This is a genomic window from Pseudomonas sp. NPDC090201, assembly GCF_044746825.1.
Taxonomy (GTDB): Bacteria; Pseudomonadota; Gammaproteobacteria; order Pseudomonadales; family Pseudomonadaceae; genus Aquipseudomonas; species Aquipseudomonas putida_AD.
Genome location: NZ_JBIVCX010000002.1, coordinates 465,543 through 479,864, shown reverse-complemented (window position 1 = coordinate 479,864; position 14,322 = coordinate 465,543). Strand labels below are relative to the sequence as shown.

Genomic DNA, 14,322 nt, shown 5'->3' with positions numbered 1-14,322 from the left:
CCACGGTTCGACTCGGGTACGGCGCTCAGGTTCGCAGAGGATTCACCTCGCCGGGCAATGCCTGAACGCTTGCATTGATCGTTCCAGTTTCGCTGAACGGTTGTAGGAGCGCGCTTGCCCGCGATGGTGACAACAGGGTGTTACAGAATGGCCGCGTCATAAGTTCGTCGCGGGCAAGCGCGCTCCTACACTGATCGGTGCTCGTGTGCCTGTTCATCTAATCAGGGGTGACAGGCCGGCAGAAACAGGCAAGCATGCCGATTGACCGAATCGGGTTTATGATGCCCGACGGCAGATAGATAGAAGCCCCTGAATTGGACTTATGGAGCACCTATGCAGACTTTGTACCCGCAGATCAAACCCTATGCCCGGCACGATCTGGCAGTGGAAGAGCCGCATGTGCTGTATGTCGATGAAAGCGGTTCGCCCGAGGGTTTGCCGGTGGTGTTCATTCACGGCGGGCCGGGGGCGGGATGCGATGCGCAGAGCCGTCGCTATTTTGATCCGAACCTGTACCGCATCATTACTTTCGACCAGCGCGGCTGCGGCCGTTCCACGCCCCACGCCAATCTTGAAAACAACACCACCTGGCACCTGGTCGAAGACCTTGAGCGCATTCGCAAGCACTTAGGCATCGACAAATGGGTGCTGTTCGGCGGCTCGTGGGGCTCGACGCTGTCGCTGGCCTACGCCCAGACCCACCCCGACCGGGTTCATGCGCTGATCCTGCGCGGCATCTTTCTGTGCCGTCCCCAGGAGATCAAATGGTTCTATCAGGAAGGCGCGAGCCGTCTGTTCCCTGACTACTGGCAGGATTACCTGGCGCCGATTCCTCAGGACGAGCGCGGCGATCTGCTGACTGCGTTCCACAAGCGCCTGGTCGGCAGCGACCAGATCGCCCAGATGCACGCGGCCAAGGCCTGGTCCACCTGGGAGGGCCGCACCGCAACGCTGCGTCCGAATCCGCTGGTGGTCGATCGCTTCTCCGAGCCTCAGCGCGCGCTGTCCATCGCCCGTATCGAGTGCCATTACTTCACCAACAATGCGTTCCTTGAAGAAAACCAGCTGATCCGCGACATGCCAAAGATCGCCCACCTGCCGGGGATCATCGTGCACGGCCGCTACGACGTGATCTGCCCGCTGGACAACGCCTGGGAGCTGCATCAGGCATGGCCCAACAGCGAGCTGCAGGTGATTCGCGATGCCGGGCATGCGGCGTCCGAGCCGGGCATTACCGACGCGCTGGTGCGCGCAGCGTCCCAGGTGGCGCGGCGTTTGCTCGATCTGCCGCCTGAAGAGGCCTGATAACGCCCATTTGTAGGAGCGCGCTTGCCCGCGACGGCGGTGTGTCAGGTTTACATCTGCGTCTGACACACCGTCGTCGCGGGCAAGCGCGCTCCTACAACGTGTCTGTTTGATGAAAGGAACGTTTGAATGAAAGGCTTACTGCAACGCGTCAGCAGTGCGCGCGTTGATGTTTCGGGCGTCACCGTCGGCGCCATCGACCAGGGTCTGCTGGTGCTGGTCGGCGTCGAGCCCCATGACACCCGTGCCAGCGCCGACAAATTGCTGCACAAGCTGCTTAACTATCGGGTGTTCAGCGACGCTGACGGCAAGATGAACCTGTCGTTGAGCGACGTGGGCGGCGGTTTGCTGCTGGTTTCACAGTTCACCCTGGCGGCCGATACCAAAAGCGGCATGCGCCCCAGCTTCTCGAAAGCGGCGCCACCGGCCCTTGGTGCTGAATTGTTTGACTATTTGCTGGAAAAGGCTAAAACCACGCACGAGAAGGTCGCCGCGGGCCAATTTGGTGCGGATATGCAGGTCCATCTGGTCAATGATGGCCCTGTGACATTTTTGCTGGAAAGCTAAATCTGCGATTTTGCCCGGGGGACCCGAATTTATTAGGCAAAAAGCCATAAATACTTTGTTTCCCCTGATGCGTTGTAACGCAGGCTGCTAGATAATCGCGCGCTACAAAGATGGGTAAATGCCCGTCCAATCAGTACAAACGCAAACTGGTCCGACAACGTTTGGGGAATCATTGGCCCCTTTCGCAGTCGGAACAATGCTCGCCAACCCGGCATTTGATAGCTGGCCGTTGGTTTCTTCATCTGTTTTCGGCGAGGGTTGCTCGTGATTGTTAGTCCATGTAATGCACCAAAGACCTCTGGCAAGCGCCTGCGCAGCGCCTTGTTGGCCGGGTCGGCTTTGTTTTGTCTGTTCGGCGCCGGTCAGCTTTGGGCATTTGATCTGGACGACGTGGCGACAAAGGCCAAAGATCTGGCCGGGCAGAAGTTCGTCGCTCCGAAAAGCAACCTTCCAGCGGAATTCCGCGACATGAAGTTTGCCGACTACCAGAAAATCCGCTTTCTGCAGGACAAGGCCGAGTGGGCCGCCGACCGTACCCCCTTCAAGATTTCGTTCTATCACCAAGGCATGCACTTCGACACGCCGGTGAAGATCAACGAAGTGACCGCCACCACCGTCAATGAAATCAAGTACGACCCCAACCGTTTCGATTTCGGCGGCGTGAAGTTCGACCCTAAAGCGACCGAAAACCTCGGCTGGGCCGGCTTCCGCGTGACCTACCCGATCAACAAGGATGACAAGCAGGACGAAATCATGACCATGCTGGGCGCGAGCTACTTCCGCGTCATCGGCAAAGGTCAGGTCTACGGCCTGTCCGCTCGTGGCATGGCCATCGACACTGCGATGCCGTCGGGTGAAGAATTCCCGCGCTTCACCGAGTTCTGGATCGAGAAGCCGAACGCCGATGAAAACCACCTGGTGATCTTCGCGCTGCTCGACTCCCCGCGCGCTACTGGCGCCTACAAGCTGACCCTGCGTCCGGGCACCAACACCCTGGTCGACGTGCAGTCGCGCATGTTCCTGCGTGACAAGGTCGGCAAACTGGGCGTTGCGCCGCTGACCAGCATGTACCTGTTCGGCGCCAACCAGCCGTCGAAAGTCCTCAACTACCGTCGCGAGCTGCACGACTCCAGCGGTCTGTCGATCCAGGCAGCCAATGGCGAGTGGATCTGGCGTCCGCTGAACAACCCTAAACACCTGGCTGTCAGCAGCTTCTCGGTGGAAAACCCGCGTGGTTTCGGCCTGCTGCAACGCGGCCGCAACTTCAGCCATTACGAAGATCTGGATGACCGCTACGACAAGCGTCCAAGCGCCTGGATCGAGCCTAAGGGCGACTGGGGCAAGGGCACTGTAGACCTGGTCGAGATTCCGACCGCCGACGAAACCAACGACAACATCGTTGCCTTCTGGAAGCCTGAAACCCAGCCAGAGCCGGGCCAGTCCGTCGATTTCAACTATCGCCTGCACTGGACCATGGACGAAGACTCCATCCACTCGCCTGATCTGGGCTGGGTCAAGCAGACCCTGCGCTCGACCGGTGACGTGAAGCAGTCCAACCTGATCCGCCAGCCAGACGGCAGCGTGGCCTACCTGGTCGATTTCGTCGGCCCGACCCTGGCCAAGCTGGGTGAAGACCCGGCCATCCGCAGCCAGGTCACCACTGACGACAACACCGACCTGGTGGAAAACAACCTGCGCTACAACCCTGTCACCAAAGGCTGGCGCCTGACGCTGCGCCTTAAGGTCAAGGACACCAGCAAGAACGTGGAACTGCGCGCTTACCTGCTGCGCGAGACCCCGGTTGAACCTGGCAAGGAACCTGCGCTGATTACTGCTGACAAATCAGACAAGAAGCCTGAGAAAAAAGCCGACGCCAAGGCCGCTGCCGTAGCCACCGCGCCGAAGGACGAGAAGGCCGAAATCGTCAAGACCGACGCCGTGAAGGCCGGTGATGCCAAGGACCCGAAAGACGCCAAGGTCGCCAAGGCCGATGCGAAAGCGGACGCCAAGGCAGACGCCAAGGCTGACAAGGTCGACGCCGCCAAGCCTGCGGATGCCGCCAAGGTAGCCGAAGCCAGGTCCGACGAAGCTTCGCGTCCTGAAGCCGCCCTGGGCGACGCCGCCAAGGCCAACAAAGGCAGTAAAGAAACCCAGCAGCCAGCTGCAGCGGCTGCATCCACCCAACAGGGCCCGGCCATGAATCAACAGATCCTGACCGAGACCTGGAGCTACCAGTTGCCAGCCGATGAGTAATTCACACGCGGTGCCAGGATCTTCGACAGAATCGCTCAGCGAGTACCTGGCACATCTACCGATGAGCGACGAGCAGCGGGCAGAACTTGCCAGCTGCACCTCGTTCGCCGAGCTGCATGAGCGCCTTTCGGCGCAAACCGTCACCGATCCTGCCGAGGCCGCCCAGGCTTCGGTGGGCCGTCGCCTGACGCTGACCACCGCTGACGAGCTGCACGAGGCTGAAATGCTCGCCGTGGACGCCAGCGGTCGCGTGTGCCTCAAGGCTGCGCCACCGATCCGTCGCACCAAGGTCGTGCCCGAGCCGTGGCGCACCAACGTGCTGCACCGCGGCTGGCGTCGCCTGACCGGGAAAACCAACCCGCCCAAGCCGACCAAGGACGATCTGCCCCGTGACTTGCCCAAGTCGCGCTGGCGCACCGTCGGTTCGATCCGCCGTTACATCCTGCTAATCCTGATGCTGGGCCAGACCATCGTCGCCGGCTTCTACATGAAAGGCATCCTGCCGTACCAGGGCTGGTCGCTGGTCTCGTTCGACGAAATCAGCCACCAGACCCTGTGGCAGACCGCTGTCCAAGTGATGCCCTACGCACTGCAAACCAGCATTCTGTTGATGTTCGGGATTCTGTTCTGCTGGGTGTCGGCCGGTTTCTGGACCGCGCTGATGGGCTTCCTGGAGCTGCTGACCGGTCGCGACAAATACCGCATTTCCGGTGCCAGCGCCGGCAACGAGCCCATCGAAGCCGGTGCCCGCACCGCGCTGGTGATGCCGATCTGCAACGAAGACGTGCCTCGGGTGTTCGCAGGTCTGCGCGCCACCTTCGAATCCGTTGCGGCCACCGGTGATCTGGATCGCTTCGACTTCTTCGTGCTCAGCGACACCAACGAAACCGACATCGCCGTTGCCGAGCAACAGGCGTGGCTGGACGTGTGCCGCGAGACCAGTGGTTTCGGCAAGATCTTCTACCGTCGCCGCCGCCGTCGCGTGAAACGCAAGAGCGGCAACCTCGACGACTTCTGCCGTCGCTGGGGCGGTGACTACCGCTACATGGTCGTGCTGGACGCCGACTCCGTCATGAGCGGCGAGTGCCTGACCAGTCTGGTACGCCTGATGGAGGCCACGCCAGACGCCGGTATCATCCAGACCGCGCCGAAAGCCTCGGGCATGGACACCCTGTATGCGCGCATGCAGCAGTTCGCCACCCGCGTCTACGGCCCGCTGTTTACCGCCGGCCTGCACTTCTGGCAGCTGGGTGAATCCCACTATTGGGGTCACAACGCGATCATCCGGATGAAGCCGTTCATCGAGCACTGCGCCCTGGCGCCGTTGCCCGGTAAAGGCGCATTCGCCGGTGCGATCCTGTCCCACGACTTCGTTGAAGCAGCGCTGATGCGCCGTGCCGGCTGGGGCGTGTGGATTGCCTACGACTTGCCGGGCAGCTATGAAGAACTGCCGCCGAACCTCCTGGACGAACTCAAGCGTGACCGTCGCTGGTGCCACGGTAACCTGATGAACTTCCGCCTGTTCCTGGTCAAGGGTATGCACCCGGTTCACCGCGCGGTGTTCCTCACGGGCGTAATGTCGTACCTGTCGGCACCGTTGTGGTTCCTGTTCCTGGTGTTGTCGACGGCGCTTTTGGCGGTCAACACGCTGATGGAGCCGACCTACTTCCTGGAGCCTCGCCAGCTGTATCCGTTGTGGCCGCAGTGGCACCCGGAAAAAGCCGTCGCGCTGTTCTCGACCACCATCGTCCTGCTGTTCCTGCCCAAGCTGCTCAGTATCATTCTGATCTGGGCCAAGGGTGCGACCGGCTACGGTGGCCGGATCAAGGTCACCTTGTCGATGCTGATGGAGATGCTGTTCTCCATGCTGCTGGCGCCGGTGCGGATGATTTTCCACACCCGTTTTGTTCTGGCCGCGTTCCTGGGCTGGGCCGCGACCTGGAACTCGCCGCAACGTGACGACGACTCCACGCCGTGGAGCGAAGCCGTCAAGCGTCATGGTCCGCAGACCCTGCTGGGCTTTGCCTGGGCTGCACTGGTGGCCTGGCTGAACCCGAGCTTCCTGTGGTGGCTGACGCCTATCGTTGGTTCGCTGATCCTGTCGATCCCGGTTTCGGTGATCTCCAGCCGCACCAACCTGGGTCTCAAGGCGCGCGACGAGAACCTGTTCCTGATTCCAGAAGAGCACACGCCTCCGCAGGAGCTGGTGTCTACCGATCAGTACACCCACGAAAACCGTTGGCATGCGCTGAACGACGGCTTCGTGCGGGCAGTGGTCGATCCGCAGCAGAACGCCCTGGCGTGCGCGCTGGCGACTTCGCGTCACCGTCAGGCCGAGCCGATCGAGTGGATGCGTATCGAACGCGTACGTCATGCGATCAAGGGCGGCCCTGAGCACCTGAGCAACCACGAGCGCCTGCAACTGCTGAGCGACCCGGTTGCCCTGGCGCGCCTGCACGAGTTGGTGTGGGCCGAAGGCAATGCCGCGTGGCTGGACGCCTGGCGGGCCTCGGTGAAAGCCGATCCCCATGCGCCGCTGCTGCCATTGCAGCCGGCAACGCACCTGACTGCGCCATCGCTGGCCAATGCCTGAGTGATCCGCTGAAACAAGAACGCCGCCAGAGAGCAATCCCTGGCGGCGTTTTTGTTTATGAGCGATCTCACCCTGCGTCCTCGAACCTATGGACACATGACCCTGTAGGAGCGCGCTTGCCCGCGATTGCGGTGTGTTGGACAACACATTTGTTACAGATACACCGCAATCGCGGGCAAGCGCGCTCCTACAGGATTACACCCGGAACCGGCCCACCAGCTCCTGCAACTGCGCGCCGAGGCGGGCGAGTTCGGCGCTTGATGCTGCGGTCTGGTCGCTGGCGGCGGCGGTCTGTTCGGAGATGTCGCGCACATTGAGCACGCTGCGGTTGATCTGCTCGGCCACCACCGTCTGTTCCTCTCCCGCCGTGGCTATCTGCTGGTTCATGCTCTGAATCGTCGACACCGTACGGGTGATGCTCTCCAGCGAGCTACCCGCGCGGCGGCTGAGTTCCACGCTGCTGTCGGTGAGGTTGCGGCTGGCATCCAGCGTGCTGACCACCTGTTGAGTACCGTTCTGCAGGGCGGCGATCAACACCTCGATTTCCTCGGTCGATTCCTGGGTGCGCTTGGCCAGGCCCCGCACCTCGTCGGCCACCACGGCAAAGCCGCGCCCGGCCTCACCGGCCCGCGCAGCCTCGATGGCGGCATTGAGTGCCAGCAGGTTGGTCTGCTGCGCCACTGACTTGATGACATCCAGCACGCCGCCGATCTTGTCGCTCTCCTGCTTCAGCTCGCCCATGGCCCGGGTCGAATTGTGCACCTCCACCGCCAGGCGCTCGATCTGCCCGATGGCATCGGCCACCACCCGGTCGCCCTCCCGTGCCTGGAGGTCGGCCTGGCGGGCAGCCTCGCTGGCTTCCTCGGCATTGCGCGCGACCTCCATGACCGTCGAGGTCATCTGATTCATGGCGGTGGCGACCTGATCGGTTTCGCTTTTCTGATTGTTGACCCCTGTGCTGGTCTGCTCGGTGACTGCAGACAACTGCGCGGCGGCGCTGGCGATTTGCGTCACGCCGTCGCCAATCCCGGAAATCAGCTTTCGCAGGCTCACAGTCATGTCTTGCATGCTGTGTTGCAGGCGGCCCATCTCGTCATCGCGCCTGATGTCGATGTCCACGCTCAAGTCGCCCTTGGCAATGCGCTGCGCGGCGTGCAGGGTCTGTTGCAGCGGAACGATGATCTGCCGCGTGATGAGCCAGGCCGCCAGCAGCCCCAGCACGATCGCCAGCATGGCCACGCCGATCAGCATCTGCCGCGACCGGTCTGCTTCGCCGTCCCTGCGCTGGGTTTGCAGGGTGCTGGTGTCGGCCGTGGAGGTGAGCAGGCTGTCGCCCATCGCTTCCATCGACTCATGGGCCGCTTCTGTCTTGATTTGCAATGCCTTGAGCTGGTTGAGCTGGTTGCGGTAGTCCTCGATCGCCTTGCGCGCAGTGTCCAGAATGGAGGCGCTGGTATTGGAGGGGCTTGAGACGATCTCCTGGATCTCCCCCAGCGCCCCCTCGGTCGCCTTGACGGCCGCCGCCTCGAACGTCTCCTGGCCGCTGTACAGGTAGGCCTGGGAGGCGGAAAGGGCCGCCTGCATGTACCGACGCAGTTGCAGGATATTGGTGAACTCGTCGAGCTTCTCTGTGTTGCCCTGTTCCTCGCTGACGGCCTTGAGCACATCGGCCTCGACCTGATCGACTGCGGCGATGACAGTTTCCGACAGGCTTTTCATCTGCACCCGTGAGTCATCCCGGCTCTGCAGCAACTGCCCCAGATTGGCGAACGTGCTGCCCAGGGAGCGTGCGTCTTCGCTCTGCTTGTTGAGCATCTGCAGCACGTCGGCGGGGTTGTCATCGTCCCGCAGGCCCTTGAGGTGCGCTTCGATTTCACTGATGCGCGCGGAAATCCGGCTTGCGCTCTCGGGCGTGTTTTCGATGCGAAAGATGATCCGCTCGGCCCGCAGGTCCTTGGTCAGGGCGCTGAGCTGGGCAATGGCGCTGAGGGATTCGGAGCGCACGATCATGGTGTCCAGCCCGAGCCAGCCGGTCACCGTGATCGCCAGTGTGAGTACCAGCACCAGGCCGAAACCCAGCGAGAGCTTGAGCTTGACGCTGCTGTTGGCCAGCGCCTGGTTGATTCCTTGCAGCATGATGCGTCTCCTGCGGATGGGCGATAAACGCGCATCGGCAGGGTGGCCGGGCTCATGACCTGAGGAGGGTGTAGGAGATTTCTGAAGCGAGGAAGGGGGTGACGCAGTTCACAAAAGCTTTCGTAGCAGCACGGCTTGCCGGCGGGAGCGGGGTGTCAATCAACCCACCTCTGACAGAAACGCCCCTGTAGGAGCGCGCTTGCCCGCGACCATAGTGTGTCAGCCACCAAAATGTCTAATGACACACCGCCGTCGCGGGCAAGCGCGCTCCTACAAAGGAGGTCGTTAGATCCGGAATTTCCCTACCAGCCCTTGAAGGTGCGTGCCCAGCCGCGCCAGCTCCACGCTCGACGCCGCGGTTTCTTCGCTGGCCGCCGAGGTCTGTTCAGACACGTCGCGCACGTTCAGCACGCTGCGGTTGATCTCTTCGGCGGTGGCGCTCTGTTGCTCGGCGGCCGCAGCGATCTGCTGGTTCATGGCCTGGATCGCCGACACGGTCTGGGTAATGCTTTCCAGCGAGCCACCGGCGCGGCGGGTGAGGTCCACGCTGCTGGCCGTCAGTTCGCGGCTGCTGTCCATGATCGACGCCACCTGTTGCGTGCCGTTCTGCAGGCCCAGGATCAGCTCTTCGATCTCCTCGGTGGATTTGTGCGTGCGCTGGGCCAGGCTGCGAACTTCGTCGGCCACCACCGCAAAACCACGACCGGCTTCGCCAGCACGAGCAGCTTCGATGGCGGCGTTCAGCGCCAACAGGTTGGTCTGCTGGGCCACGGACTTGATGACGTCCAGCACGCTGCCGATCTTGTCGCTCTCGCGCTTGAGTTCGCCCATGGCCTCGGTGGAATGGGCCACCTCGCGAGCCAGGCGCTCGATCTGGGCGATGGCCTCGTTGACCACCTTGTCACCCTCGCGGGCCTGCTGATCGGCCGCCACGGCCGCCTCAGAGGCTTCCTCAGCGTTGCGCGCCACTTCCTGCACGGTTGCAGTCATCTGATGCATGGCGGTGGCGACCTGATCGGTCTCGACCTTCTGGCTGTTGACCCCGGCGCTGGTCTGTTCGGTCACCGCCGACAGCTCTTCGGCAGCGCTGGCGATCTGGGTGACGCTGTCGCCGATGCCGCCGATCAACTCGCGCAGGCTCAGGGTCATGCGCTGCATGCCGCCTTGCAGCTGGCCCAGTTCGTCGCGGCGGTCGACCTTGAGGTTGTGCGTCAGGTCGCCCGACGCCACGCGGTCCACGGCGATCAGTGTCTGTTTCAACGGCAGGGTGATCTGGCGGGTAATGGCCCATGCGGCCAGCACGCCAAACAGCAGGGCGATCACGGTCGCGATGCCGAGCATCGACTGCGCCTGCTGGCTGTCGGCGTCGCGCTTGGCGTTCTGCGAGGCGGTCAACTGGTCGCTAAGGTCGCGCAGTTGCTGGCCCAGCCCGGCCATTTTTTCCATGGCCTGACGGCTGACCTGCTGCGCATCGCGGTATTGCCCAACGGCCGCGCGATAGCCCTTGAGTGCCAGGTTCGCCTTTTGCAGTTGCGGGATGTACTGCGAAGAAACGTCGCCGGCCAGGGTGTTCACGCCGACGATGGCTTCGTCGATGGCGGCGTTGGCGTTCTTCTCGAAGTCAGGATTGCCGCTGAAGGTGTAGCCGCGCACCTGGAAGCGTGCTTGCTGGATCTGCTTGCTGACGCCCACCGCGCTGTTGAATTGCAGGATGTTGTCGTGCTGGATCAGCGCTTCCTCGATCTTGTTGACCTCCTCGACCGCGGCGTCCGCTGTCGCACCCAGGTTGGTGCGGCTGGCTTCACGTGCGGCGATGGCGCGGGTCATGTCGTCGAAGGCGCGGCGGTAGTCGGCAGCGGCCTGGATCTGGCCGTCGAGGAGTTGCAGGTCGCCTGGGCTTACGATCTTGCCGCGGGCTTTCTTGAGGTAGCCGTCGAGCTTGTCCAGCGCGGTCATGACACCCGTCGCGGCTTCGGCGCTGTACTGGGCTTCGTAGCGCATGCGCGCAGTGCCCAGGTCCAGGGTCTGCTCGCTGATCTGCGAGATGTTCGCCAGCTTGTCGCCGCGCTCGATCAACGAGCCCAGGCTAGACCAGCCCGTGGCAGTAATGACCAGCGTCATCAACAGCACCAGGCCGAAGCCGATGGCGAGTTTGCGACTCACACTCACGTTCCCGAGACGTTGGGCAAACCAGCGATACATGTGGATTCCTTGCGCGTTGTTTTTATCGATGCCGGGTTATCGGCACACAAAATGTGAACTGCAACGCCATTGGGCGGAAATGGCGCAGGAGCCGTCTAGTTTGTCCGTAGCAGCACGGCTTGCCGGCGGGAGCGGTGTGTCTGTAACGGATGGGTTGACTGACACACCGCTCCCGCCGGCAAGCCGGACTGCTACGAGATCAGAAGAGACGTGCGAGGAGGGCGGTGACGGCGGTTTCGACGCGCAGGATGCGCTCGCCCAGTTGCACCGGGTTCAGGCCCGATGCGCGCAGCAGTTCGACCTCGTAGGGAATCCAGCCGCCTTCGGGGCCGATGGCCAGGGTGACAGGCTGCTCGACCGCACGCGGGCATGGGGGAAAGTCGCCGGGATGGCCGACCAGGCCCAGGGTACCGTCCACGATGGCTGGCAGCCGGTCCTCGACGAACGGCTTGAAGCGTTTTTCTATGACGATTTCCGGCAGCACGCTGTCCCGGGCCTGTTCAAGCCCCAGAATCAGGTTTTCGCGAATCGACGCAGGTGTGAGGAACGGGGTCTGCCAGAAGCTTTTCTCGACACGATAGCTGTTGACCAGAATGACTCTGGGCACGCCCATGGTCGCCACGGTCTGGAAGACCCGGCGCAGCATCTTCGGGCGGGGCAGGGCCAGCACCAGCGTCAGTGGCAGTTTGGCCGGCGGCTCGCGGTCGAAGCTGACCGACAGTTCCGCCTCGCGGGGCTCCAGGCGCAGCAGCTCGGCACTGCCCAGCAGGCCACCCACGCGCCCGACCCGCAGGCTGTCGCCCACTTCCGAGCGATGCACCTCTTGCATGTGCTTGAGGCGCCGGTCGCGCAGGATCACCCGCTCGGCCGAAATGAAGTCGGCCTCTTCCAGCAACAGCAAGTTCACGGCTGGGTCGCTGGCGGCTGGTCTTGCTTGTCTTCGGCGTTCTCGTCGTCTTCGTGGTCACCGCGCTTGGTGACCATCGAGCTGCACAGCACGCCGATTTCGAACAGCAGCCACATGGGCACCGCCAGCAGCGTCTGGGAGAAGATGTCAGGCGGCGTGAGGATCATGCCGACCACGAAGCAACCGATCACCACATAGGGGCGAATCTTCTTCAGGTATTTGACGTCGACGATGCCGATCCACACCAGCAGCACCACGGCCACGGGAATCTCGAACGCCACGCCAAAGGCCAGGAACAGAGTCATGACGAAATCCAGGTAACTGGAAATGTCCGTCATCATCGACACGCCCTCGGGCGTCACGCTGGCGAAGAAGTGGAAAATCAGCGGGAATACCAGGAAATAGGCAAAGGCCATCCCGGCGTAGAACAGAATGATGCTGGAAATCAGCAGCGGCACCGCCACGCGCTTTTCGTGCTTGTACAGGCCCGGCGCGATGAAACCCCAGATCTGGTAGAGGATCACCGGCATCGCCAGAAACAGCGCGACCATCATCGTCAGCTTGAACGGCGTCAGGAACGGCGAAGCCACGTCGGTGGCGATCATCGTCGCGCCTTCGGGCAGGAATTTGCGCAGTGGCGCCGAGACGAAGGTGTAGATCTTCTGCGTGAAGTAGAACAGCGCGCCGAAGATCACGAAGATCGCCAGCACACAACGCAGCAGGCGCGAACGCAGTTCAGTCAGGTGCGAGACCAGCGGCATCTGCTGGTCATTTTCCGGGATTTCGCTCATGGGGCTCGTGGTGGCTGTGTCGAATCGTTGGCGGAAGGTGTGCTCGGCACAGCGGCGGCAGGAGCAGGCGCGACAGGCGCGGGTGCAGTTGCAGGCGGCGAAACCGGTTCGACCACCACGGGCTCCGAGATCACCCCGGTGCTGACCGGGGCCGGTTCGGCAGCAGGCGCGGGGGCGTTTTGCGCCTCAGGTGTCGGCGCGGCATCCAGCGCTGAAGGCGCAGGCTCCGGCGCAGCTGCGCGGGCCTGGGGTTGCATGATTTTGCGCGCTTCTTCTTCCAGCGAAAGAATGTGCTCGTTGTGCAGTTGACGACGAATCTCGTCGGCACCGATTTCGCGCTCAACTTCCTGTTTGATCGCATTGAAGCTGCGTTTCAGACGCCCGACCCAAAGCCCGGCAGTGCGCGCGGCTCCCGGCAGGCGCTCGGGGCCCAGTACCAGCAGGGCAACGAGACCGACCAGCAGCAATTCAGAGAAGCTGATACCAAACATGCGTCAGGACCTAGTCTTTGCGGATGGGCTCTTCGACTTTCTGCGCAGTGCCGTCGATGGTGTGCGGCTGATGCAGCGGCTGGGTCGGCGGGGTTGGCTGCGCGGTCTGCTGGGGTTGCACAGGCGGCTGCTCAGGGCCTTTTTCGTCGTCGTTCATGGCCTTGCGAAAGCCCTTGATCGACTCGCCGACGTCAGTGCCCAGGTTCTTGAGTTTCTTGGTGCCGAAGACCAATACCACGACAACCAGGATGACGATCCAGTGTTTCCAGTCAAAAATGCCCATGACGCGTTCCTCACAAGGTATTCGGGGCCCCTTGGCCCTCGGTTTATTCAGCCGGGCGCGTTATTCAGTTGGGCGCGCCGCCTTTTCGGCGTGGCCCGATAACCCGAAACGGCGATCCAGTTCATCGAGTACGGCTTGTGGATGCTGGCCCAGTGCTGAAAGCATGACCATGCTATGGAACCACAAATCGGCTGTTTCGTAGATGACATCGCTGCAGTCACCGCTGACGGCGGCATCCTTGGCGGCAATGATGGTTTCGACCGACTCTTCGCCGACCTTCTCCAGAATCTTGTTCAGCCCCTTGTGATAGAGGCTGGCCACGTAGGAGGAGTCCGCCGCCGCGCCCTTTCGCTCTTCGAGCACCTGAGCCAGGCGAGACAAGGTATCAGTCATGTTCAGTGTCCTGCGTGGTAAATGGCTTCGGGGTCCTTGAGCACCGGCTCGACGGTCTTCCAGCCGGCGTTGTCATAGACGCGATAGAAGCAGCTTTCGCGGCCGGTGTGGCAGGCGATGCCGCCGATCTGCTCGACCATCAGGATGATGACGTCGGCGTCGCAGTCCAGGCGCAACTCGTGCAGCTTCTGCACATGGCCCGATTCTTCGCCTTTGCGCCACAGTTTGCCACGGGAACGCGACCAGTAGATGGCGCGGTTTTCGGCGGCGGTCAGGCTCAGCGCTTCGCGGTTCATCCAGGCCATCATCAGGACACGCCCGGTTTTATGATCCTGGGCAATTGCCGGGACCAAACCGTCGCTGTCCCACTTGATCTCGTCCAGCCAGTCTTTCATCGTCGG

At 62.3% G+C, this 14,322-nt stretch carries 12 protein-coding genes and 1 pseudogene; 4 read left to right on the top strand and 9 right to left on the bottom strand.

The features are described from left to right. Positions 1-333 precede the first annotated feature (333 nt). The 4 genes from pip (at position 334) to mdoH (ending at position 6,718) form a co-directional block, all read left to right on the top strand. Positions 334-1,305 carry a prolyl aminopeptidase gene (gene pip / locus ACIPOO_RS08305; RefSeq protein WP_274134958.1) on the top strand — a complete coding sequence of 324 codons (972 nt, stop codon included), beginning with the start codon at positions 334-336 and terminating at the stop codon, positions 1,303-1,305. 129 nt (positions 1,306-1,434) lie between these two features. Beyond that, positions 1,435-1,872, top strand: a complete 438-nt coding sequence (gene dtd, locus ACIPOO_RS08300) for a D-aminoacyl-tRNA deacylase (RefSeq protein WP_400605789.1) — start codon at positions 1,435-1,437, stop codon at positions 1,870-1,872. Positions 1,873-2,136: 264 nt separating this feature from the next. Next, a complete protein-coding gene (locus ACIPOO_RS08295; protein ID WP_400605787.1) occupies positions 2,137-4,125 on the top strand; it encodes a glucan biosynthesis protein G in 1,989 nt (662 codons plus the stop codon). Then, positions 4,118-6,718, top strand: coding sequence for a glucans biosynthesis glucosyltransferase MdoH (mdoH, locus tag ACIPOO_RS08290; RefSeq protein WP_400605784.1), 2,601 nt, complete (start codon positions 4,118-4,120; stop codon positions 6,716-6,718). Before ACIPOO_RS08295 ends, mdoH begins: the two co-directional genes overlap by 8 nt. Positions 6,719-6,913: 195 nt before the next feature. Here mdoH and ACIPOO_RS08285 read toward each other — a convergent pair whose 3' ends face one another. The 9 genes and pseudogenes from ACIPOO_RS08285 to hisI form a co-directional block, all read right to left on the bottom strand. Next, positions 6,914-7,777, bottom strand: coding sequence for a methyl-accepting chemotaxis protein (locus ACIPOO_RS08285; RefSeq protein ID WP_400606345.1), 864 nt, complete (start codon positions 7,775-7,777; stop codon positions 6,914-6,916). Beyond that, positions 7,772-8,854: pseudogene (locus tag ACIPOO_RS08280) on the bottom strand (methyl-accepting chemotaxis protein); the annotation flags it as partial. The gene ACIPOO_RS08285 and the pseudogene ACIPOO_RS08280, both read right to left, overlap by 6 nt. 285 nt (positions 8,855-9,139) lie before the next feature. Then, a complete protein-coding gene (locus ACIPOO_RS08275; protein ID WP_400606342.1) occupies positions 9,140-10,975 on the bottom strand; it encodes a methyl-accepting chemotaxis protein in 1,836 nt (611 codons plus the stop codon). Between the two features lie 280 nt (positions 10,976-11,255). Continuing rightward, entirely contained in the window at positions 11,256-11,963 is a 708-nt protein-coding gene (locus tag ACIPOO_RS08270; protein WP_400605782.1) for a 16S rRNA (uracil(1498)-N(3))-methyltransferase, read from the bottom strand. Continuing rightward, positions 11,960-12,754 (bottom strand): twin-arginine translocase subunit TatC, encoded by a 795-nt coding sequence (gene tatC / locus ACIPOO_RS08265; RefSeq protein ID WP_274134946.1) that lies wholly within the window; start codon positions 12,752-12,754, stop codon positions 11,960-11,962. Before tatC ends, ACIPOO_RS08270 begins: the two co-directional genes overlap by 4 nt. Further along, complete coding sequence (gene tatB / locus ACIPOO_RS08260) at positions 12,751-13,245, bottom strand: Sec-independent protein translocase protein TatB (protein WP_400605779.1); 495 nt, start codon at positions 13,243-13,245, stop codon at positions 12,751-12,753. The genes tatC and tatB overlap by 4 nt, the downstream gene beginning before the upstream one ends. 10 nt (positions 13,246-13,255) lie before the next feature. Further along, entirely contained in the window at positions 13,256-13,528 is a 273-nt protein-coding gene (locus ACIPOO_RS08255) for a twin-arginine translocase TatA/TatE family subunit (RefSeq protein ID WP_274134944.1), read from the bottom strand. Between the two features lie 60 nt (positions 13,529-13,588). Further along, entirely contained in the window at positions 13,589-13,921 is a 333-nt protein-coding gene (locus ACIPOO_RS08250) for a phosphoribosyl-ATP diphosphatase (RefSeq protein ID WP_274134943.1), read from the bottom strand. Positions 13,922-13,923: 2 nt separating this feature from the next. Further along, complete coding sequence (hisI, locus tag ACIPOO_RS08245; RefSeq protein ID WP_274134942.1) at positions 13,924-14,316, bottom strand: phosphoribosyl-AMP cyclohydrolase; 393 nt, start codon at positions 14,314-14,316, stop codon at positions 13,924-13,926. Between the last annotated feature and the right edge of the window lie 6 nt (positions 14,317-14,322).